This window comes from Hoyosella altamirensis, assembly GCF_014191505.1.
In the GTDB taxonomy this organism is placed as follows: Bacteria; Actinomycetota; Actinomycetes; order Mycobacteriales; family Mycobacteriaceae; genus Hoyosella; species Hoyosella altamirensis.
Window position 1 is genome coordinate 111,787 of sequence record NZ_JACHWS010000005.1, and the last position, 21,724, is coordinate 133,510.

Sequence of the window (21,724 nt, forward strand, 5' to 3'; positions counted from 1 at the left end):
TTGTCATCCCCGGAGGACTGCGTGCAGCACCTGGAGTGGCTGAACCCCGATATCACCGCGCCGGAGCGCCTCGATGCCCTGCACGGCCGCCGCCGCGCCCTGCACTGTCGTAATGCACGGAGTCGAGGTCGCAACCGCCGCACTGCGAATCTCATAGCCGTCGATCCGCGGGCCGGAGTTGCCGTAAGGCGTGTTGATCACCATATCGACCTCACCGTTCCGGATCTGATCGACGATCGTCCGTTCGCCTTCGGCCAGCACTTCGCCCGACAGTTTGCGCACTTCGGTGCAGGGAATTCCATTGCGGCGCAACATCTCCGCAGTTCCCTTGGTGGCGAGGATGGTGAAGCCGAGGTCGGCTAGCCGCTTGATTGGGAACACAAGCGCACGCTTGTCACGGTTGGCGACCGAAACGAACACCTTTCCCTCGGTGGGCAGCGATCCGTACGCCGCGGTTTGACTCTTCGCGAAAGCGCTCCCGAAGTCTGCGTCGATCCCCATCACTTCGCCGGTCGACTTCATCTCGGGGCTGAGGAGAGAGTCGATCGCCGCGCCATCGGCACGGCGGAACCTGTTGAACGGAAGCACCGCTTCTTTCACAGCGATAGCGGAGTTCACCGGCATCGTGCCGCCATCACCGGCTGAGGGCAACAGACCACTGCGGCGAAGGTCTGCGATTGACTCGCCGAGCATGACGCGCGCGGCCGCTTTCGCGAGCGGTACGGCGGTGGCCTTCGACACGAATGGCACCGTACGACTTGCCCTCGGATTTGCTTCGAGGACGTAAAGAACATCGTCTTTCAGCGCGTACTGGACGTTCAGGAGGCCCTTAACGCCGATTCCGGCAGCAAGCGCCTCAGTCGACCGGCGTACCGCGTCGAGGTCTGCCCGGCCGAGCGTGATCGGGGGCAAGGCACACGCCGAGTCGCCCGAGTGGATACCAGCTTCCTCGATGTGCTCCATTACGCCACCGATGAACACCTCGGTACCGTCGCACAGGGCGTCCACGTCGATCTCGATTGCGTCGTCTAAGAACCGGTCGACCAGTACCGGATGTTCAGGGGTGAGCTCCGTCGCCCTGGAAATGTAGTCCTCCAGCGACTGCTCGTCGTAGACGATTTCCATTCCCCGGCCGCCGAGCACATATGACGGGCGCACCAGCACTGGATAGCCGATATTCGCCGCTACCGCACGCGCCTGCGCGAAACTCGTGGCCGTGCCGAAACTGGGCGCGGGCAGCCCCGCTGCCTGCAGAACCTCCCCGAATTCCCCACGATCTTCTGCAAGGTTGATGGCTTCCGGCGTGGTTCCAACGATCGGGACCCCAGCGTCTTCGAGCTGCTGCGCCAGCTTCAGCGGAGTCTGTCCGCCGAGTTGCACGATCACCCCAGCTACGGTGCCCGACTGTTGTTCGACGTGAACCACCTCGAGGACGTCTTCCAGGGTAAGAGGTTCGAAATACAACCGGTCAGCTGTGTCGTAATCAGTCGAGACGGTTTCGGGGTTACAGTTCACCATCACTGTCTCGTACCCGGCCTGGGACAATGTCAGTGCAGCGTGGACACACGAGTAGTCGAACTCGATGCCCTGGCCAATGCGGTTCGGCCCAGAACCGAGAATGATGACCTTGTCACGCTCGCGCTGCGGCGCGACCTCGCTCTCCGCCGCCGGATCCAGCTCGTACGTCGAGTAATGGTAGGGGGTCTTCGCCTCGAATTCGGCCGCGCAGGTGTCAACCGTCTTGTAGACGGGCCGCACCCCCAGTCGGTGCCGCAAGACCCGGACGCCCTGCTCACCAGCGAGCTCGGGACGCAAGGCGGCGATCTGCCGGTCCGATAAACCGGAGTTCTTCGCCCTGCGCAGCAGTGACTCCTCGATGACAGGCGCAGCTAGAAGCTCAGCCCGAAGGTCGACTAGCGCGGCGATCTCTGCGAGGAACCACGGGTCGATACCTGTCGCCTCGTAGATCTGCTCGATGGTGGCACCCATCCGCAACGCGGTCTCTACCCGGTAGAGTCGGCCGTCGAGCGGCGTACGTATATCGTCGAGGACCTCTTCGACGGTATCGAAATGCTGATCGGGGCCTGTCCAGAAACCGGTTTCCCTGGTTTCCAGCGAACGCATGACTTTGCCCAGCGCCTCCCGGAAGTTGCGTCCGATCGACATTGCCTCGCCGACAGATTTCATCGTCGTTGTCAGCGTCGCATCCGCGCCAGGGAACTTCTCGAACGCGAACCGCGGTGCCTTCACAACGACATAGTCAAGCGTCGGCTCGAAGGATGCAGGTGTCTCCTTCGTGATGTCGTTGACGATCTCGTCGAGGCGGTATCCGATGGCCAGTTTTGCGGCGATCTTGGCGATCGGGAAACCTGTCGCTTTCGACGCAAGCGCGGACGAACGAGAAACGCGAGGGTTCATTTCGATCACAACGATGCGGCCATCGTCGGGATTGACAGCGAACTGAATGTTGCAGCCGCCGGTATCGACCCCCACCTCGCGGAGAATTGCGATGCTGAGGTCGCGAAGGTCCTGGTATTCACGGTCCGTGAGCGTCATCGCGGGAGCGACGGTGATGGAATCTCCGGTGTGAACGCCCAGTGGGTCAAGGTTCTCGATAGAGCACACGATCACGACGTTGTCGCGGCCGTCGCGCATCAGCTCGAGCTCGAATTCCTTCCAGCCGAGAATTGACTCTTCGATCAGCACGTTTGCTGTGGGAGACGCAGACAGGCCGCCCCCCGCGATTCGATCAAGATCGTTGTAACTGTATGCCATCCCCGAACCGAGGCCACCCATCGTGAAACTCGGCCGGACCACCACAGGAAAGCCCAGTTCCGCAACGGTGTCATGAACCTCGTCCATGGTGTAGCACACACGAGAGCGGGCTGACTCCCCGCCCACCTTCGCCACGATATCTTTGAACTTCTGGCGATCTTCGCCGCGCTGAATCGCGTCGAAATCTGCACCGATAAGCTCAACTCCGTACTTTTCGAGGATGCCGCGCTCGTGCAGCGCCACCGCTGTGTTCAGCGCAGTCTGACCGCCAAGTGTCGCGAGAAGGGCATCCACCGGATGCCCATTGTCGCGTTCGCGAGCGATGACCAGTTCAACGAAGTCTGCAGTAATGGGTTCAATGTAGGTCGCATCAGCGAACTCAGGATCCGTCATGATCGTGGCCGGGTTCGAGTTCACCAGAGTGACGCGCAGGCCTTCTTCTTTGAGCACGCGGCATGCCTGGGTACCGGAATAGTCGAACTCACATGCCTGGCCGATCACAATCGGCCCGGAGCCGATCACGAGCACGTGGGAGAGGTCAGTGCGGCGTGGCATTACACAGCGCCTTTCTTGGCCGAAGCTGCGTCGAGCGTGGAAATGAACTGGTCGAAGAGGTAAGCGGCGTCGTGGGGCCCCGCTGCCGCTTCTGGGTGGTACTGGACGGAGAAAGCTGAGCCATCAAGGAGCTTCACACCCTCGACGGTCCCGTCGTTCGCACATGTGTGGCTGATGACGGCACGACCGAAAGGAGTGTCGAACTCCTGGCCGGCTTCACCTTCAAGGGCGAAACCATGGTTCTGTGCCGTGATCGATATTTGCCCGGTGGCATGATCGATGACCGGGATGTTGATCCCCCGGTGGCCGAATTTCATCTTGTACGTCGAAAGCCCCAGCGCGCGTCCCAGGATCTGATTACCGAAACAGATCCCAAAGAGCGGAAGCTGCTGGCCGAGAATGGCCTTGGTCAGCTGAACAGCGGTGTCTGCGGTGGCAGGATCGCCTGGCCCGTTGGACAGAAACACTCCGTCCGCGTCGAGTTCGAGGAGGTCCTCGATGGTGGAGTTGCTCGACACTACGTGCACGCGCACTCCCCTGCGGGCGAACATGCGGGGTGTGTTCGTCTTGATGCCCAGGTCCACAGCGGCAACCGTGAACCTCGCTTCCCCCTCCGGCTCGATGGTGTAGCCGTTAGCTGTGGACACCTCGCCAGCGAGACTTGCACCGAGCATCTCCGGCTGATTGCGGACACGGTCGACCAGTTCAGCGGGCGGGGCAAGCGCGTCGCCGGAGAAGATGCCCGCACGCATCGAACCCAGTGACCGAAGATGACGCACGACCGCACGGGTATCTATGCCCTGAAGTCCCACGATGCCCTGTCGAACAAGTTCGTCTTCGAGCGTCCCCGTTGCCCGCCAGTTCGAAGTCCGATTCGTCGCCTCGCGAATCGCATAACCAGCGACCCAGATTTTGCCGGCTGGTCCTGCAGTCTCGAAACCGCGGGACCCAAACGATTCGCTGTCATCGAGGTTCCACCCGGTGTTGCCGATCTGGGGCGCTGTCGCCACAACGATCTGCCGGTGATAGCTCGGGTCTGTCAGCGTCTCCTGGTATCCAGTCATACCGGTGCTGAACACTGCCTCGCCGAAGGTCTCACCTACTGCCCCGAAGCTTCGGCCGCGATAGACCTTGCCGTCCTCGAGAACCAGTGCTGCTTCGCTCACCCGTTCACACCGTTCTTTCCGTCTTGTACGTTGTTGTCACTTGAGTTGCTGCTTCTGTTGTCGTCGTGACTGTTGTCCGCATCCCAAACGGTCAGCCACTCGTCGTACTCGTATTTGTCGACCGCGCGGAAACCGGTGTCAATTTCGGCGCCAGTGCTCGTTCGCCATCGAATCACGAGCAGGCCGTCACGGGTGATGACTTTCCCCGCAAGGCCTCGGTCTGTCCTGATGTGCAGCACCAGATCGCGCGGAATCCAGATGGTGCTCGCGCCCTCCCTGGTCAGGAGCAAGCCCTCGTCGAAGGCGCTGAGTTCGCCATCTGCACGGTTCCCGAAGTCACCGACAGCGACACGATTGATCCAGGACGGCGCCAGTGTTGACCCCACATAAAGCCCATAGCTTGGGCCAAGCAACGGTGCGCCGAGCGCATCGGGCACTTCCGGGAGAGGGCCAACGAGCGCGCTCTGCCGCTCCCCTCGCCGCCGCCACGACCGAATCATCAGCCACACGAGCAGCACCCAGATAGCGAACAGCACGACAGTGAGCAAAGTCCTCGTCACAGGGGGTTCACCTTCCCTTCCTGCGCGGTGACCCGGCCACGCAGCATCGTCATTCGCACCTGCCCTGGCAGCGTCAGTCCTTCAAACGGCGTGTTGTCGGAGATGCTCACGAAATCGTCGCCACGGACAATCCACTCGACATCCGGATCGACAAGCACGAGGTTGGCCGGCTCACCGACCGCGATTGGGCGGCCCTGGTCCGGCAGGCCCACGATTTGTGCGGGCCGCTCGCTCATCACCCGGGCAACGTCGCGCCAATTCAGCAAACCGGGCTTGACCATCACGTCGATAATGATCGACAAAGCCGTCTGCAGGCCGAGCATTCCAGGCCGCGCGGCTGCGAATTCACAGCATTTGTCTTGCGCTGCATGCGGCGCGTGATCCGTAGCCACACAATCAATGACGCCCTCCGCGAGTGCCTGCCGAAGGGCGGCAACATCGGAGTTCTCGCGCAGCGGCGGGTTCACCTTGTTCACCGCGTCGTACGTTTCCAGGCGCGAGTCATCCAGCATCAAGTGGTGCGGAGTCACCTCCGCAGTGATCTTGATGCCTTGGGACTTCGCCCATTTGACAAGTTCAGCGGTGCCTGCGGTCGACGCGTGACAAATGTGTACGCGGTAGCCCGCGTCCCGGGCCAGCAGCGCGTCCCGGGCCACGATCGATTCCTCCGCTGCACGTGGCCAGCCGGTCAGGCCAAGTTTCGCTGCTGCCGGACCCTCGTGCGCTACAGCGCCCACAGTGAGCCGCGGCTCCTCCGCATGCTGTGCAATCAGCACCCCCAGCCCGCGCGCGTATTCCAGCGCGCGCCGCATGATGAGGGGGTCTTCGACGCAAAGGCCATCGTCGGAAAACATCCGCACACGTGCCTCGCCGCTCGCCATCGCCCCGAGCTCAGCGAGCTGCTTGCCCTTCAGTCCGACTGTGACAGCCCCGACGGGATGTACGTCGACCAAACCGATCTCCTGGCCACGCCGCCACACGTGATCAGTAATGAGCGCTGAGTCCGCGACGGGGTCCGTGTTGGCCATCGCGAAGACGGCTGTGTAACCACCTAGCGCTGCAGCAGCGGATCCCGTCGCGATCGTTTCCGTGTCCTCACGGCCAGGCTCGCGCAGGTGAGTGTGCAAATCCACGAAGCCCGGGAGCAGAACTCCACCGCGGCCATCAATCACCGACGCGTCCTCCGCGCTGAGCCCTGTGCCGATCTCGGCGACCTGCCCATCATCGACTAACACGTCGACTAGATCACCTTCGCCGTAAAGACGGGCTTGCTTGATCAACACCGCTGCGGATGGTGTGGGACTGTCGCTCACGCTGCCTCCCCTGAGTCATCTACGCCTATCAGCAGGCGGAATAGCACCGCCATCCGGATGTGTACTCCGTTCGTGACCTGCTGCAGCACCGTCGAACGGGGTGAGTCAGCAACTGAGAAGCCGATCTCCATCCCCCGCACCATCGGTCCGGGGTGGAGCACGACCGCATGGTCTGGGAGCATCCGCATTCGCTTCTCGTTGAGGCCGTAACTAATTGCATACTCCCGCGCTGAAGGGAAGAAGGAGCCGTTCATTCGCTCGGCCTGCACCCGCAGCATCATGACCGCATCGGCCGCGGGGAGTTCTGCCTCAAGACTGTGTCCGACAGTCACTGGCCACGAGTCAATCCCGACCGGCAGCAGCGTCGGCGGTGCGACGAGCACAACCTCAGCGCCGAGCATCGCGAGCAACTGCGCGTTCGAGCGAGCGACCCTGCTGTGCAATACGTCGCCTACGATCACGACCCGACGGCCCGCAATCTCCCCGAGGCGCTGCCGAAGCGTGTAGGCATCGAGCAATGCCTGCGTCGGGTGCTCATGGGTGCCATCACCGGCGTTGATAACGGCGGGGCCAGTCCCGTCGGGGCCGCGTGTCCAATTCGCGATCTGCGCTGGTGCGCCCGACGCGGGGTGCCTCACTACCAGCGCGTCCGCTCCCGCAGCGTGCAGCGTCATCGCAGTGTCGCGAAGAGACTCACCCTTGCTGACGGAGGATGCGCTGATACCGACGTTGATGACGTCGGCGCTCATCCACTTCCCCGCGACTTCGAACGACACGCGGGTGCGGGTCGAATTTTCATAGAAGACCGTCATGATCGTGCGCCCGCGCAGGGTGGGGAGTTTACGTACTTCGCGGCCGACCAGTGCTTGCTCGAAGCGGTTTGCCTCGTCAAGGAGTTCAAGCGCCGTTTCAGGGGTGAGATCGGAAACCGACAGGAGATGCTTCACTAGTCCTCGCCTCCTGTGCGGAGTTCAACGGCGTCTCGTCCGTCGTGCTCGCTCAGCAGCACCAGCACATCTTCGGAACGTGCCGTGGGTATGTTCTTCCCGACGTAGTCAGCGCGAATCGGAAGCTCGCGGTGACCCCGGTCAACGAGCACCGCGAGCTGAACGATCTGGGGCCGGCCCACGTCGCGCAATGCGTCGAGTGCGGATCGCACTGTGCGGCCCGAGAACAAGACATCATCGACCAAGATGACGAGGCAGTTGTCGACACCGCCTACAGGCATCGACGTCCGCTCGAGTGGGCGGTGCGGTTTCGATCGCAGATCATCGCGGTACAGCGTCGTGTCGAGTGACCCGACGGGTGGCGCAATGCCGGTGAACTCTTCGATCTTGGCTGCGAGCCGCTGTGCAAGTGTGGAGCCGCGGGTGGGAATTCCTACGAGAACGACCTGGCGCCGACTGTCGGACTGGTCAAGAGCCGTCTTCTCAATGATCTGGTGCGCGATACGCGCGATCGTCCGGCTGACGTCCGCTGCACTCAGCAACTCGCGGCCACCGCTTCGGCCGGGCTGCCCTGTGCCACGACCATCGCTTGAAGCGCGCGTCGCAGAGCCGTCCGCCGGATTTTCTTCTGGGGGCATCCCCAGACCTCCTTCTCCGCCTCACGGGACGGATCGTTAAAGGATGCCGTTATGCCGCGACCGACATTACCAGTCGGTTCGCGAGGCGTAAGGACCGCTCTCACCCGGCTGGCCACCATCGTGACCACTCTCACCTTGGCCGCCCTCAGCATCGCGAGCGGCGGCGCGGTCGTCGCTGTCGGAACCCTGCTCGGATTCGAGCGCAGCGACTGCGGCAGCGGCCTGTTCTTCAGCAGCCCGGAGCTGAGGCGCGACGAGAACCAGCTGCCCAAGGACGCCATTGATGAATCCGGGCGAATCGTCGGTCGAGAGTTCCTTTGCCAGCTCGACAGCTTCATCCACAGCAACGACGGATGGCACGTCCGTCGCGTAGAGGAGCTCCCAGGTGGCCACCCGCAATATCGCCCGATCGACCGCCGGCAGACGCTCGAGAGTCCAGTCATGCAGGTGAGTGGAAATCACGTCGTCGAGACGTTGCTGATTCTGTTCGACACCATGGACAACAGTGTGCGTGTACTCCGCGACGGGCGGCATCTGATCGTTTTCCGCGGCCAGCGCGACCCGTTCGGACGCCACTGCGGTGGGCTTGCACGACCGGGCCTCCGCTTCGAACAGGAAGTCAACGGAGCGACGGCGCGCCTTGTGCCGCGCGCCGAACTTCTTGAAACGGTTGTTGCTCACGCGCGGCCGAGGTAGTTGCCGTCACGAGAATCGATCTTCAGCTTCTCGCCCGTGTTGATGAACAACGGAACTTGCACTTCCGCGCCCGTTTCGAGCACCGCTGGCTTGGTGCCGCCCGTTGACCGATCGCCCTGGAGACCGGGGTCGGTGTGCTGCACAACAAGCTCCACTGTTACCGGAAGTTCCACATACAACGGCTCACCTTCGTGCATCGCGACCTGCACCTCAGTGTTCTCCAGAAGGAAGCGCGCGCCAGTACCCACGGTCGCATCGCTGATGTGGATCTGGTCGTATGTCTCGCCATCCATGAACACATAGTCAGCACCGTCGCGATACAGGTAGGTCATGTCGCGACGGTCGACCGTGGCGGTTTCGACCTTGACGCCTGCGTTGAACGTCTTGTCCACAGTTTTTCCGGAAAGGACGTTCTTGAGCTTGGTGCGCACGAACGCTGGACCCTTGCCCGGCTTGACGTGCTGGAACTCGATGATCTGCCACAACTGGCTGTCCATCTTCAGTACAAGCCCATTCTTGAAGTCAGCGGTCGTGGCCACGACGATTCTCTCCTCAGTTTCTTCCGAAAAAGTGCACTACTGCTATTGGCATCGCTCGAGCATGTCCAGCTAGACCACGGTGAGGTCTTTGCTGGTGTGAGTGAGCAGCTCAGGCTCACCCTCGCGGACAATCAGCGTGTCCTCGATTCTGACGCCACCGCGTCCCGGCAGGTACACACCGGGCTCGACCGTGACGGCAGTGCTGGACAGTAGTCTACCGGTCGCTGTCTGCGCCAATGCCGGTGCTTCATGGATTTCGAGCCCCACTCCATGCCCCAGGCTGTGAATGAAGCGCTCCCCGTAACCGGCATCCGTGATCACCGCGCGTGCCGCGCCGTCCACATCAGCGCCCGCCGCCCCGGGGGCGAGGGCTCCGCGGCCAGCCGCCTGCGCGGCGCGTACGAGTTCGTACACATCGCGCTGCCACTGCTGCGGCTCTGCCCCCAGCACGAACGTGCGTGTCATGTCGGAGTGGTAGCCGCCCGCTACCGCACCAAAATCGATTTTGACGAAGTCGCCTGCCTGCAGCTCTGAACGCACGGGCCGATGATGCGGGATGGCGGAATGTGCTCCCGCTGCCACGATCGTCTCGAACGCGACCGCATCTGCACCTGCATCAAACATCAGGGATTCCAGTTCCCTAGCAACATCGAGTTCTGTACGGCCCGGTCGCAAGGACCCGCTGGCAATGAGTTCCGCCAGCGCAGAGTCGCCGATCGCACATGCCCGGCGTAACAATGCAGCCTCCGCGTCGTCCTTCACCATCCTGAGCGTTTCGACTATTCCCGGCACAGAAGTCCAGGTGAGCGTGGGGGCCTCCGCGATCAGCTTCGTATGTTGATCGACGGTGACGAGATGACTTTCGAACCCGAGCGTGACTCCGCTTAACCGGTCCGCCGCACGTTTCGCTAGCGCTACCGCGCTCGCCCGCGCGATCTCAACATCGATGTCAGGTGCCTGCTCGGCAGCTTGCGTGGTGTAGCGCCCGTCAGTGCACAGAGTCGTCGCACCGTCGCCTCCATGCTGCTCGGTGACAACGAGCAGCGCACCGTTCGAACCGCTAAAGCCCGATAGGTACCGGATGTTGACAAGTCCTGTCACGAGCATCGCCGCTACTCCCCGTTGTGCGAGTGCCTCGCGCAACCGCTCGCGCCGATTGACGAAATGCGCGCGCGTAACTTCGGGCAGACCTGGAACCGGGGCGAACTCCACAATCACACTCGCTTTCAGAAGACGCACTCCCGGCCAATCCTTCCACGGAGTCGGCCGTGTCGAGCGGATCGGTTCGCGCATCTCCACTCAGGCGGAACGTACGACAAGGCTGAAAGGTTGTTCGATCGTGGAAACTCAGCATTTTTCGGGTGGGAATCGGTCTTCCGTGTCCAAAACGTGTGGGTTGTCGCACATCGCGCGGAGCGGGTCGTTACTCTGCATGCATGGATTTGTGGCTTCTTCGTGGCCTGTTGCTGGCTGCCGTGATTACATTCGTGCGCGCTGTTCTGGGGATCGGGATCTATACCTGGCCTGAGAGTGGCGGTGCCCAGCGGACCATCGCGCTCATCGTGGTCCTTCTCGCTGCGCTCGCCTGGCCGTTCCTCGATGGCCGGCGGGACGCCCAGGAAAACGAGGACCCCGAGGACCGCGCGGACCTCACGCTGTTCTGGCTGAAGGCCGCACTGGTGGCAGCTCTGGTTTCCGGCGCCGCCTCGTGGCTCCTGAGCTTTGTGATTCCAGGCGCCAGCGTTCAGTCGCTGATCTTCGAGCTCACGATCGGTACCGGCTTCGTGACGCTACTTCTGTCGATTCCAGCACAGATCGGCATTCTCTCCGGCCGAGCGTACGGCGAATATTCGCGCAAGCGATCGGCGCCAGCCGAAGAAGAAGACGAGTTCGGACGCCATCATATTCAGGCACACCACCAGAAAGAGCCTGTCGCCGTTCATCACTCATCCGGGATAGAAGGCGCATACAGTTCCCGCGCCGAATCCCAATCTCGGTCATCCACGATTGAGGACGACGAGTACAGCGATCAGGACTTCGCTGCCGAGCAGGCGCGCATCGACGATGACGAGCGCCGTACCGGCAGATAGCGTCTTACAGCAGGACGGCCCCGCTCTGCGGGGTCTCCCCTGTCCGTGCCACTTCTGAATAAGCCGCTGCGAGCAGAGCCGGGTCTGGGCCTTCGAGCCGACCCGGCTTCGCTAGTCCGTCGAGCACCACGAACCGCAGCATTCCCGAGCGGTTCTTTTTATCGGACCGCATGCCCTCCATCAACTGGTCGAGAACGCCGTCCTCGTACGTCGTGGGCAGGCCGATGCTTGTGAGCACACGGGCATGCCGATCCGCAGTCTCATCATCAAGACGGCCCGCCAGACGACCAAGTTCTGCCGCGAACACCATGCCGACCGCCACTGCGGCCCCATGCCGCCAGCGGTACCGCTCACGGCGCTCAATGGCATGTCCGAGGGTGTGTCCGTAATTGAGGATCTCGCGCAGATTCGACTCGCGGAGGTCGGCCGATACAACGTCGGCCTTCACCTGGATTGAGCGGCGGATCAACTCCGGGAGCACAGCCCCCTTGGGGTCGAGTGCCGCATCTGGATCTTGCTCGATCAGATCCAGAATCACCGGGTCAGCGATAAACCCTGTTTTGATGACCTCGGCCATGCCCGCGACGATCTCGTTGCGCGGCAAAGATTCGAGCGTCGCGAGGTCCACGTACACCGCAGCGGGCTCGTGAAAGACGCCGACGAGGTTCTTGCCCGCCTCGGTGTTGATTCCCGTCTTCCCGCCAACGGCGGCGTCGACCATGGCGAGCAGCGTGGTCGGAATGTGCACGATCTTCACGCCGCGCATCCACGTACCGGCAATGAACCCAGCGAGATCGGTTGCGGCGCCGCCCCCGAGGCTGACGATCGTATCCGTCCGTGACAGGCCAATGCGTCCGAGCACCTCCCAGCAGAACCCGGCGACTGCGAGTTCCTTGCCCGCCTCTGCGTCTGGGATTTCGATCCGGTGCGCGTCGGTGCCCGACTTCTCGAGCGCCTCCCGCAACGCTTCTGCAGTCTGCGCCAAGGACGGCTGGTAGAAGATCGCGATCGTGGAGTTACCCTGAAGGCGTTCCACGATATCCCCGAGCAGACCCCGGCCAATGACGACGGGATAGGGGTTTTCTGTGCGCACATCCACCTGCACAGGTTCAGTCACCGGTTGTCCTCCGTTTTTGCTCGTCTCGCGGGGGTTGCGACGACCGTATGGGCCGCCCCGGCCGCATAGGGACCGGCCACCGAGTCCGCGGTTGTTGTTGTTCGCCACCGATCCTGCGCAGGATGTACTGCACAGACCGCCCCGGACTGCGGCCATTTGTGCGCACACGCAGTGTGGAGACTTTCTTATATATCGGACGCCGCCGTCGCATCAACGCGCGGTATTTCGCGCCCGGGTCGTCACCGTCGAGCAACGGTCGCGACTTGTTGGCCCCTGTGCGGCGGAGGCCCTCCGCGACCGTTATCTCCAAATAGATGACCGTATGCCCGCGCAGTGCCTGCTGCGTGACGGGCGAAAGAACTGCACCACCGCCAAGCGAAACAATTCCAGTCTGTTCGGCGATGGCCCGCCCGACCACATCCTCTTCGATCTTCCGGAAACCCGCTTCCCCGTCTGTGGCGAAAATCTCGCGGATGGTCCGTCCAGTTTCGCGTTCAATCGCCGCATCCGTGTCATAAAACGGCACGCCTAAAGCAGACGCTAGCCGTCGGCCGATTGTCGACTTACCTGCGCCCGGCGGGCCCACCAAAATCGCTCTGGGCGGCACTCAGATCGCTTCTCCTGCGGTCGAACCGCTTCGGGATTCCTCCCAGCGCATCCGGGTTTCTACTTCCTGCTGGTACGACTCAAAGTTACGCCGCGTCTCGCCGAGCGAGTCACCACCGAACTTCTCCCGGACGGCTTGAGCGACAACTAGTGCGACCATGGCTTCCGCCACCACACCGGCTGCGGGCACCGCGCACACGTCCGAGCGCTGGTGAATAGCGACAGCTTCCGAGCCTGAACTCATATCGATTGTCTTCAGTGCCCGCGGCACGGTAGAAATCGGCTTCATCGCCGCACGGACACGCAATGGCTGACCATTCGTCATACCGCCCTCGAGACCACCAGCGCGGTTGGAGAGCCGGAGAACGCCATCAGGACCGGGGACCATTTCGTCGTGCGCAGCGGAGCCACGGCGGCGGGCAGTTTCAAAACCATCCCCCACCTCCACGCCCTTGATCGCCTGGATTCCCATCAGGGCTCCTGCAAGGCGTGAGTCGAGACGGTCCTCACCACTGATGAACGAGCCGAGCCCAATGGGCAGACTATGAACGACAACCTCAACGACACCGCCGAGCGTGTCACCCGCCCGCTTTGCGGCCTCGATCTCCTTGATCATCGCGTCAGCCGCGGCCGCATCAAACGCGCGGACAGGGCTTGCATCAACCGCAGCCAGATCTGCCGAGGTGGGCAGCGCATCGGACTCGGTCGCCGCGGCTCCGATCGACACCACATGCGAGACCACATCAACACCGAGCGCCTGCTTGAGGAACAACCGGGCGACGGTGCCTAATGCGACCCGGGCCGCGGTTTCCCGCGCGCTCGCACGCTCTAGAACTGGGCGCGCATCATCGAAGCCATACTTCAGCATGCCCGCAAAGTCGGCGTGTCCTGGACGAGGTCGCGTCAGCGGCTCATTCCGCGCAAGGTCGTTGAGAACATCCGGGTCCACCGGGTCTGCGGACATAACCTGTTCCCACTTGGGCCACTCCGTGTTGCCCACCTGGATGGCGATCGGGCCGCCCAGCGTTTTTCCGTGCCGGACTCCGCCGAGGATCGTCACTTGATCAGCTTCGAACTTCATGCGTGCACCGCGCCCGTAGCCTAGACGGCGGCGAGCAAGGTGTTCAGCAATGTCAGCTGACGTGACGTCAACGCCCGCGACCATGCCTTCCAGCACAGCAACAAGGGCAGGACCGTGTGATTCTCCGGCAGTTATCCAGCGCAGCACGTGTCTCATCTTCCCACGAGTTGAGGACCATTCCAGCATCGTCCCGGTCGCGGCGGCGATGCCACCCGCTCGCTACTCACCTGCCACCACAGCGAATCCGATCGCCACGACAGCAGCTGCACACATTGAGGGGCCGTGAGGCAAGCGTATACGGCGCGCTGCCGATAGCGCAGACGCCCTGTGCACAAGCGCGGCGGCGACAGCGCCAGCGCCGACGGTCAGTAGTGGCGCACCAATCGCACAAAGGAACCACGCGCCGAGCCCAAATGTCCCGGTCAGTGCGCCGATCCCGAGTGCGAGCTTCACATCGCCAGCGCCCATTCCGCGCGGAGAAATGACGTGAGTGACGAGATACACGCCAGCCAGGCCAAGGCCGCCGGTCACCGCTTCGGCCCCATATCCCGCCAAGCTTGCCACCGTCACGATGAGAGCCGCACCGGGAAGCGTGAGCCAGTTCGGCAGCCTCCGCACTCTGATATCGATGACACAAAGAACGGCCATCCACGGCACCGCGGCGACCGCTAGCCATAACATCGCGCCTTCAGAGCGCAGAGAGACCCAGCGCCTGTGCCATCTCGGCACGCGGCGCAGGCCTGCCCGTGAACTGCTCGACCTGGCCAAATGCCTGGTTCAGCAGCATCGACAAACCACCGGTGACGCGGCCGCCCCGTTCCCGCACAGCTGACGCCAAGGGGGTTGGCCAGGGGTGGTAAATCACATCGAGCACGTGCGGGGCGGTCGCTGCCGCCTCTAGGTGCCCGGACATTGCGTCCGCTGGAATTGTGCTAATCACAGCGGAGGCGTCGGGGCAGAGGCGCGCCAAGTCCGAGAACGGCGCGTAACTCACAGTGAGTCCCGCGCGGTTACCGCACTCGACTGCGCCCTGCGCGCGCTGTTCGTCACGAGCTACCACTACAGCTTCGCTGGCGCCGAGTTCCGCGAGCGCGACTAGTGCCGGTCGCGCAGTCCCGCCTGCGCCGATAACAATCGCTGGCTTGGACGAGACATCGGTCACTCCTAGTTCGGCCAGCGCGCCTGTGACACCGTCGACGTCAGTACAGTCCGCCCGCCACCCGGAATTGGTGCGAACGAGCGTGTTCGCTGACCCCACCACTACCGCCCGCTCGGTGCGCTCGGTAGCGAACTCCAGCGCTTCAAGCTTTCCAGGCATGGTGACTGAGACACCCACCCATTCAGGTCCCAGGCCAGACACGATGCTGGATAGTTCACCCGCGCGGCATTCGATGCGCTCGTAGGTCCAGTCGGTCAGCCCAAGCGCGCGATACGCCGCCAAGTGCAGCTGTGGGGACCGCGAGTGCGCTATCGGGCTGCCGAGCACTCCAGCCCTCCGGCGCGTCGGCTCATCGGCCACTGGCGAGGACCCCGTTCCGGATCGCAACTTGCACGTTCTCCAGGTGTTCGTCGAAGGTCTCCGCGAAGACAGTCGTTCCTTCGAAATCGATCGTCACGAAGAACCGCCAATCCCCATCTTCCGGGCTTTCGACCGCTTGGAGCGCCTCGATGCTCGGTGAAGAGATCGGTGTTTGCGGCAGTCCCGTCATTGCATAGGTGTTCCATGGGGTGCGCGCAGCGCGCGCGTCATCAGTGGTCGCAATCTCGATCGAATCGAGTGCGTAGTTGACGGTCGAGTCGAATTCGAGCTGCATTCCAGCATCGATCCGGTTCAGGATGACTCGTGCAACCTTACTGAAGTCGTCAGGCAGCGCTTCGTGCTCAAGCAAGGAAGCAATGGTGAGCATTTCGTAGGGAGTGACGCCCACGGCCTCGCTCGCTTCGATAATGCCGGTCCGCTCGTAAGCCTGCGCGCTCCGAGAGATGAGCTCCGAGAGTATCTCCACTGGTGTTGCATCTGGATCGACGTCCCATCGACCGGCACGAATCAGTCCCTCGATCCGGCGTTCGGGGTCCTCAGCCTGGCTGACCTCCGCACGTGCCCACTCAGGCACGCCCAGCTGCGCGAGGTCTGCGGTCGCGGCTGCATCCCGCAGTGCGTCTTCCGTGAGGCACGTCTCCTCACCGTTGAGCTCCACACAGCTCGCCCGGGCTACCAGTGCATAAATTCCATCAGTCGTATGGTCACCGCCCACCGAAACGGACGTGTGCAGTTTGCGGCCCTCCGGAATGATAAAGGATCCGACACGGGTCTCAGGACTCGTCAGCATGTCAACGGCCATCGCAGCCGGAATCTGAGTCCGGACCTTGTAGTAACCGGGCTGAATCGCGCCGAGATCGTCACGGCCATGGGCTGCGGTCATGAAAGCAGCGGTGCTTTTGATCACATCACTCTCGACCAGGGACGCTGCGATGTCGGATCCGGCGTCGCCTTGCTGGACGCGAACTACGATGTCGCTCTCGCCAGTCCCCGTGTAGTCGGGTATCGGTGCGGGCCGGCGGCCGTCAAGGAAGGACTGCACCAGGTATACGGCTCCCCCGAGGACCAGCACTGCGATGAGGAGGAAAACGGCGATGCTGCGACGCCTTCTCCGTTTCCTCGCTGCTTCGCGCTGTCGGCGAACCTGCAGGGGTGTTCCGCCTTCCCCAGCGCCCACCCAGGCCGGCTCGGCCCGACTCGTGTCATAGAACTCAGAATCGTAACTCGTGTCCCAATCCTCGGGCTCATGCCCGGCAGGACCTGGGTGCGATCCCACCGGATCATGCTCTCGATATTCGTTCACTCACGATCCTCCATTGTGGGTCGATAGCGCGCGCGTTCGTCGAGCCATCCCTGCAATATTGCGACCGCTGCAGCCTGGTCGATAATTGCGCGCTGCTGTTTCGCTTTCCTTCCGGCAGCTCGCAAGTCTCGCTGGGCAGTCACAGTGGTCATACGCTCGTCGGAGAGCCGGATGGGGATCGGCTGGATCCGGCCCCTTAGCTGCTCCGCAAACGTCAGCGCCGCATCGGCTGCGTGGCCCTGTTCACCACGTAACGTGCGCGGCAGTCCCACGACAACTTCTACGGCGCTGTACTCCTCGATAATGGCAGCTATGTGGTCGAGTTCCCGGGAATCGGACACCTCCCGTGTGTTGCGAGTCACTGTCTCGACCGGAGACGCCAGGATCCCGTCAGGGTCGCTGACGGCGACACCGATCCGCACCGAACCCACATCGATACCGATTCGCCGTCCACGCCCTGGATCATCGGGCCCCGGCCGATCCGGGGCCACACCTTGCGGGCCTGCCACTAGCTTGCCCGGGTCGCGAGCGCGGCCCGAATAGCATCGATGGCTTGGGTGACACCGCCTGGCCGTGATCCCGATCCCTGCGCCATGTCGGGTTTGCCACCACCGCGCCCGTTGATGTGCGGAGAGAACTCACGAACGAGATCTCCCGCTTTGATGCCGAAATCGCGCGCCCCTTGCGTGGTCGCCACCACAAACGGGACCTTCTCACCAGTAGTGCTGAAGAGCGCGACCACCGCAGGTTCGCTGCCGAACCGTCCGCGCACATCGGCGGCCAGCGTCCGCAGGTCACCCGCACCCACCCCGTCGGGGGCGGCCTGCGCGACGAGAAGAATACTCCCGACGCGTTCGGCTGCGGACGTGAGAGAACCCGCAGACGCGAGAATCGCTGCCGCTCGGTGTTTCTCGAGCTCTTTTTCAGCTGCCTTGAGGCGTTCCACTAGCGCTTCCACCCGGGCGGGAACGTCCTCCGGCGTGACCCGCAGCGCCGTCGCGACTCCGGCAAGCAGCGCCCGCTCACGCGCAAGATGTTTATAGGAATCGAGCCCCACATACGCTTCGACGCGGCGCACACCAGAACCTACCGAGGATTCGCCGAGAAGTGTCACAGGACCCACGTGGGAGGAGCTCGCGACGTGAGTCCCGGCGCACAACTCCATCGAGAACGGTCCACCCATTTCGACGACGCGTACACGGTCACCGTAGTTCTCACCAAACAGTGCGAGCGCTCCCATAGCCCGGGCCTTCGCGAGGTCGGTCACGAAGGTATTGACCGGATAGTCAGCGAGCACGGCCTCGTTGGTGACTTCTTCGATCTCGTGTCTCGCTGCCTCCGATAGCCCGCCCTGCCAGGAAAAGTCGAAGCGGAGGTAGCCCGGCTTGTTCAGTGATCCCGCTTGAACTGCGTTGGGCCCTAGAATCTGGCGGAGCGCGGCGTGCACCAAGTGTGTGCCGGAGTGCCCCTGGGTTGCCCCCTTGCGCCATTCGGGATCCACCTGGGCGAGAACGTCTGACCCCTCGGTGATCTCGCCTTCCTCGACTGTGACCTTGTGGATCCAGAGCTTCTTGCCGATCTTCTGGACATCATTCACCTTCAGCCGGACACCGGAGGCGGTGATCCTTCCGATGTCAGCGAGCTGCCCTCCGGACTCGGCGTAGAGCGGACTCCGGTCGAGGATGACCTCGATGTCCTCACCGGCACTCGCACTCGGAACGCGAGCCCCACCGGCGATGAGTCCGATGACTTTCGCTTCTGAGTTGAGTTCGGTGTACCCCGTGAATTCCGTAGGCCCGCGGTCGAGCAGTTCACGATAAACAGCCTCGTCCGCGTGTGCCTGCTTACGCGAGGCAGCGTCCGCCTTGGCCCGGTCACGCTGCTCGGCCATCAAAGTCCGGAAACCCGCTTCGTCGACGCTGAGGCCGGCTTCGCTCGCCATCTCCAGGGTCAGGTCAATCGGGAAGCCGTAGGTGTCATGCAGAGTGAACGCTTCGGTCCCGCCGAGAACGGTTTGGCCGTGTGATTTCACATCTGCGACTGCCGACTCGAAAAGCCGGGACCCCGTGTCCAGCGTGCGCAGGAACGCTGCCTCCTCCCCCGAAGCAACCCGCTCAATTCGGCTGAAGTCTGTGGAAAGCTCAGGGTAAGACTCAGCCATCGTCTCGCTGACGACCTTCATGAACTCCGGCATTACCGGCTTCGATGCGCCGAGGAGGCGGGCTGCCCGCACGATCCGCCGCAAAAGGCGCCGCAGGACGTAGCCACGCCCGTCATTGCCGGGATTGACACCGTCGGCGATTAGCATCGCGGACGTCCGGGCATGGTCGGCGATCACGCGAAAACGGACATCATCTTCGTGGTTGTCGTCACTCGCATGGTAGCGGCGTCCCGTGAGTTCTTCGGCCTTTGTGATGACGGGACGAACGAGGTCAGTTTCATAAACGTTGTCAACGCCCTGGAGCAACAGCGCGACACGCTCGACCCCCATGCCGGTATCGATGTTCTTCTTGGGCAGTTCACCAACCGGTGGGTGGCCAGCTTTCGGGCTCAGCTCCCCACGCTCATCCTGCATGAACACCAGATTCCAGATTTCGAGGTAGCGATCTTCGTCGACAACCGGACCACCCTCTTTGCCGTATTCGGGGCCACGATCGAAGTAGATTTCCGAACACGGACCACCTGGACCAGGAACCCCCATGTCCCAGTAGTTGTCCTTACCGTCGCGGTACTGGATCCGCTCAGCCGGGATGCCCGCGACTCGCTGCCAGATTTCAGCGGCCTCAGGATCGTCCTGATAGACCGTGACCCAGATACGCGCGGGATCGAAACCATAGCCGCCCTCGTCCTGCGACGCGGTGATCAGCGTCCAGGCGTGGGTGATGGCGCCTTCTTTGAAGTAATCACCGAACGAGAAGTTGCCGGCCATCTGGAAGAACGTGTTGTGGCGGGTGGTTTTGCCGACTTCTTCGATGTCTCCCGTCCGGACGCATTTCTGCACGCTGGTCGCAGTCGGGTACGGGGGTGTCTGCTGGCCCAGGAAGTAGGGCTTGAACTGAACCATGCCGGCGTTGACGAACAGCAAGTTCGGGTCGTCGAGAAGCAGGGACGCGCTGGGAACCTCAACGTGGCCAGCCTTGACGAAGTGGTCAAGAAAGCGTCTGCGGATCTCGTGGGTCTGCACTGCTCGTCCTCACTTGGATATGTGACCGATGTACTAGTGGGTGTGCGGTTCAAATCGCACCGTTCAGGGTACCGCGAGCCGGACATTCAGCCGCATCGCGATGCACAGGCCGCCTACTTCCTCCGGATGATCTTCCGGAGCTTCGAAACCCGCACGACCAAGTCTCGCTCGGTGCCGCGGCCAGCCGGCCGATAGTAGTCCACCCCAACTAGTTCATCTGGCGGATACTGCTGTGACAGCACCCCTTCGGCCACGTCGTGCGGATAGCGGTACCCGACGGCGCTGCCCAGCGAAGACGCTCCTGAATAGTGACCGTCACGGAGGTGGGCAGGCACTGGCCCCGCTTTGCCCTTGGCGACGTCCTTCATTGCCGCGTTCAGCGCCGCCACCACGCCGTTGGACTTCGGGGCCGTCGCCAGATGGATCGTCGCGTGCGCGAGCGTCAGTCCGGCCTCCGGCATTCCGATCAGTTGCACCGCTTGCGCGGCAGCGGCCGCCGTGTGCAGCGCTGTCGGATCAGCCATACCGATGTCTTCACTCGCATGCACTACGAGCCGGCGGGCAATGAACCGTGGATCCTCCCCCGCCGTTATCATCCTCGCGAGATAATGCAGCGCAGCATCGACGTCAGAGCCGCGAATCGACTTGATGAAGGCGCTGATGACGTCGTAATGCTGGTCTCCATCGCGGTCATATCGCACAGCAGCCTTGTCTACGGAGGCTTCGACCGTCTCCAGTCCGACATCCACCGGCGCGGACTCCGTATCAGAGTTTCGCGCGAGCGCCGATTCTGCGGCCGCCTCCAGCGCGGTCAGGGCACGGCGAGCGTCACCTGCGGACAGCGCGATCAGATGGTCCCGGGCTCCGGCAGCAAGCCGCACTCGCCCAGCGAGCCCGCGCGGGTCCGAAACCGCCCGGTCGATCAATGTCCCAATGGCCGCAGCGTCAAGCGGCTTCAACTGCAAGATCAGCGACCGCGACAGCAGCGGTGACACCACAGAGAAGGAAGGATTCTCGGTGGTGGCCGCAACGAGCAACACCGTTCTGTCTTCCACGGCAGAGAGAAGGGCATCCTGTTGAGTACGGGAAAAACGGTGGACCTCATCGATGAATAGCACCGTCTGCTCACCGTTGACCAAGCGGCGCCGTGCGAGATCAATTACCGCGCGGACGTCCTTGACACCGGCGGACAATGCGGAGAGCGCCTCAAATCGGCGGCCCGTGGCCTGCGAGATCAGCGATGCCATCGTTGTCTTTCCGGTGCCCGGCGGCCCGTAGAGGATCACCGATGCAGCGCCAGAACCTTCGATGAGGCGGCGCAAGGGCGAGGCAGGAGCGAGCAGATGTTCCTGCCCTACCACCTCGTCCAGCGATTCCGGCCGCATGCGAACCGCCAGCGGCCGCATCGCACCGCGCGACGTTCCGGCCGGCTTGCTCTGCTCGGTTCGTCCCTGCGCGGGGGAGGTACTGAACAGGCCGTCGTCAAGCTCTTCGCTCACGTGTGCGAGGTTACCCGAAATTCTGTTTTCTCCGAGTTGACGCCCTCTGCCCGCGCTCATGCCGAACTCTCCGTGAATTCGCCCGCTTCCACGCGCACGAAATGCTCACATAGTG

19 protein-coding genes are annotated in these 21,724 nt (G+C 62.7%); 1 reads left to right on the top strand and 18 read right to left on the bottom strand.

Translation table 11 applies throughout. The features are described 5' to 3' along the window. Window positions 1–3: 3 nt before the first annotated feature. The 9 genes from carB to FHU29_RS21605 form a co-directional block, all read right to left on the bottom strand. A complete protein-coding gene (gene carB / locus FHU29_RS21565) occupies window positions 4–3,330 on the bottom strand; it encodes a carbamoyl-phosphate synthase large subunit (protein ID WP_064438771.1) in 3,327 nt (1,108 codons plus the stop codon). Next, window positions 3,330–4,496 (bottom strand): glutamine-hydrolyzing carbamoyl-phosphate synthase small subunit, encoded by a 1,167-nt coding sequence (gene carA / locus FHU29_RS21570; protein ID WP_064438770.1) that lies wholly within the window; start codon window positions 4,494–4,496, stop codon window positions 3,330–3,332. The genes carB and carA overlap by 1 nt, the downstream gene beginning before the upstream one ends. Next, complete coding sequence (locus tag FHU29_RS21575; RefSeq protein ID WP_064438769.1) at window positions 4,493–5,056, bottom strand: PH-like domain-containing protein; 564 nt, start codon at window positions 5,054–5,056, stop codon at window positions 4,493–4,495. The genes carA and FHU29_RS21575 overlap by 4 nt, the downstream gene beginning before the upstream one ends. Next, window positions 5,053–6,369, bottom strand: coding sequence for a dihydroorotase (locus tag FHU29_RS21580; RefSeq protein WP_064438768.1), 1,317 nt, complete (start codon window positions 6,367–6,369; stop codon window positions 5,053–5,055). Before FHU29_RS21580 ends, FHU29_RS21575 begins: the two co-directional genes overlap by 4 nt. Further along, a complete protein-coding gene (locus FHU29_RS21585) occupies window positions 6,366–7,316 on the bottom strand; it encodes an aspartate carbamoyltransferase catalytic subunit (RefSeq protein WP_064438767.1) in 951 nt (316 codons plus the stop codon). The genes FHU29_RS21580 and FHU29_RS21585 overlap by 4 nt, the downstream gene beginning before the upstream one ends. Then, a complete protein-coding gene (pyrR, locus tag FHU29_RS21590; protein WP_232322857.1) occupies window positions 7,316–7,954 on the bottom strand; it encodes a bifunctional pyr operon transcriptional regulator/uracil phosphoribosyltransferase PyrR in 639 nt (212 codons plus the stop codon). The genes FHU29_RS21585 and pyrR overlap by 1 nt, the downstream gene beginning before the upstream one ends. Before the next feature lie 66 nt (window positions 7,955–8,020). After that, a complete protein-coding gene (gene nusB, locus FHU29_RS21595) occupies window positions 8,021–8,635 on the bottom strand; it encodes a transcription antitermination factor NusB (protein ID WP_064438766.1) in 615 nt (204 codons plus the stop codon). After that, a complete protein-coding gene (gene efp / locus FHU29_RS21600; RefSeq protein ID WP_064438765.1) occupies window positions 8,632–9,189 on the bottom strand; it encodes an elongation factor P in 558 nt (185 codons plus the stop codon). The genes nusB and efp overlap by 4 nt, the downstream gene beginning before the upstream one ends. A gap of 69 nt (window positions 9,190–9,258) precedes the next feature. Beyond that, complete coding sequence (locus FHU29_RS21605; protein WP_083962140.1) at window positions 9,259–10,404, bottom strand: M24 family metallopeptidase; 1,146 nt, start codon at window positions 10,402–10,404, stop codon at window positions 9,259–9,261. Between the two features lie 221 nt (window positions 10,405–10,625). On the opposite strand from FHU29_RS21605, the gene FHU29_RS21610 reads away from it, so the two are divergent. Continuing rightward, window positions 10,626–11,279, top strand: a complete 654-nt coding sequence (locus FHU29_RS21610) for a B-4DMT family transporter (protein WP_064438764.1) — start codon at window positions 10,626–10,628, stop codon at window positions 11,277–11,279. A gap of 4 nt (window positions 11,280–11,283) precedes the next feature. Here the strand turns inward: FHU29_RS21610 and aroB are convergent, their stop codons facing one another. The 9 genes from aroB to FHU29_RS21655 form a co-directional block, all read right to left on the bottom strand. Then, window positions 11,284–12,396 carry a 3-dehydroquinate synthase gene (aroB, locus tag FHU29_RS21615; protein WP_064438763.1) on the bottom strand — a complete coding sequence of 371 codons (1,113 nt, stop codon included), beginning with the start codon at window positions 12,394–12,396 and terminating at the stop codon, window positions 11,284–11,286. Then, complete coding sequence (locus FHU29_RS21620; RefSeq protein ID WP_083962099.1) at window positions 12,389–13,003, bottom strand: shikimate kinase; 615 nt, start codon at window positions 13,001–13,003, stop codon at window positions 12,389–12,391. Before FHU29_RS21620 ends, aroB begins: the two co-directional genes overlap by 8 nt. After that, window positions 13,004–14,230, bottom strand: a complete 1,227-nt coding sequence (aroC, locus tag FHU29_RS21625; protein ID WP_064438762.1) for a chorismate synthase — start codon at window positions 14,228–14,230, stop codon at window positions 13,004–13,006. It lies immediately after the preceding gene. A 72-nt stretch (window positions 14,231–14,302) separates the two neighbouring features. After that, window positions 14,303–14,764 carry a prepilin peptidase gene (locus tag FHU29_RS21630; RefSeq protein WP_064438761.1) on the bottom strand — a complete coding sequence of 154 codons (462 nt, stop codon included), beginning with the start codon at window positions 14,762–14,764 and terminating at the stop codon, window positions 14,303–14,305. 7 nt (window positions 14,765–14,771) lie between these two features. Further along, on the bottom strand, window positions 14,772–15,602 hold the full coding sequence (locus FHU29_RS21635; protein ID WP_064438760.1) for a shikimate dehydrogenase: 831 nt from the start codon (window positions 15,600–15,602) through the stop codon (window positions 14,772–14,774). Continuing rightward, window positions 15,592–16,926 (bottom strand): endolytic transglycosylase MltG, encoded by a 1,335-nt coding sequence (gene mltG, locus FHU29_RS21640; RefSeq protein ID WP_157094893.1) that lies wholly within the window; start codon window positions 16,924–16,926, stop codon window positions 15,592–15,594. Before mltG ends, FHU29_RS21635 begins: the two co-directional genes overlap by 11 nt. Next, complete coding sequence (ruvX, locus tag FHU29_RS21645; protein ID WP_064438759.1) at window positions 16,923–17,435, bottom strand: Holliday junction resolvase RuvX; 513 nt, start codon at window positions 17,433–17,435, stop codon at window positions 16,923–16,925. The genes mltG and ruvX overlap by 4 nt, the downstream gene beginning before the upstream one ends. Then, the gene (gene alaS, locus FHU29_RS21650; RefSeq protein WP_064438758.1) at window positions 17,435–20,110 is read right to left on the bottom strand and encodes an alanine--tRNA ligase; all 2,676 of its coding nucleotides are present in this window, start codon (window positions 20,108–20,110) and stop codon (window positions 17,435–17,437) included. The genes ruvX and alaS overlap by 1 nt, the downstream gene beginning before the upstream one ends. 113 nt (window positions 20,111–20,223) lie before the next feature. Continuing rightward, window positions 20,224–21,669 carry a replication-associated recombination protein A gene (locus FHU29_RS21655; protein WP_221195285.1) on the bottom strand — a complete coding sequence of 482 codons (1,446 nt, stop codon included), beginning with the start codon at window positions 21,667–21,669 and terminating at the stop codon, window positions 20,224–20,226. Window positions 21,670–21,724 lie beyond the last annotated feature (55 nt).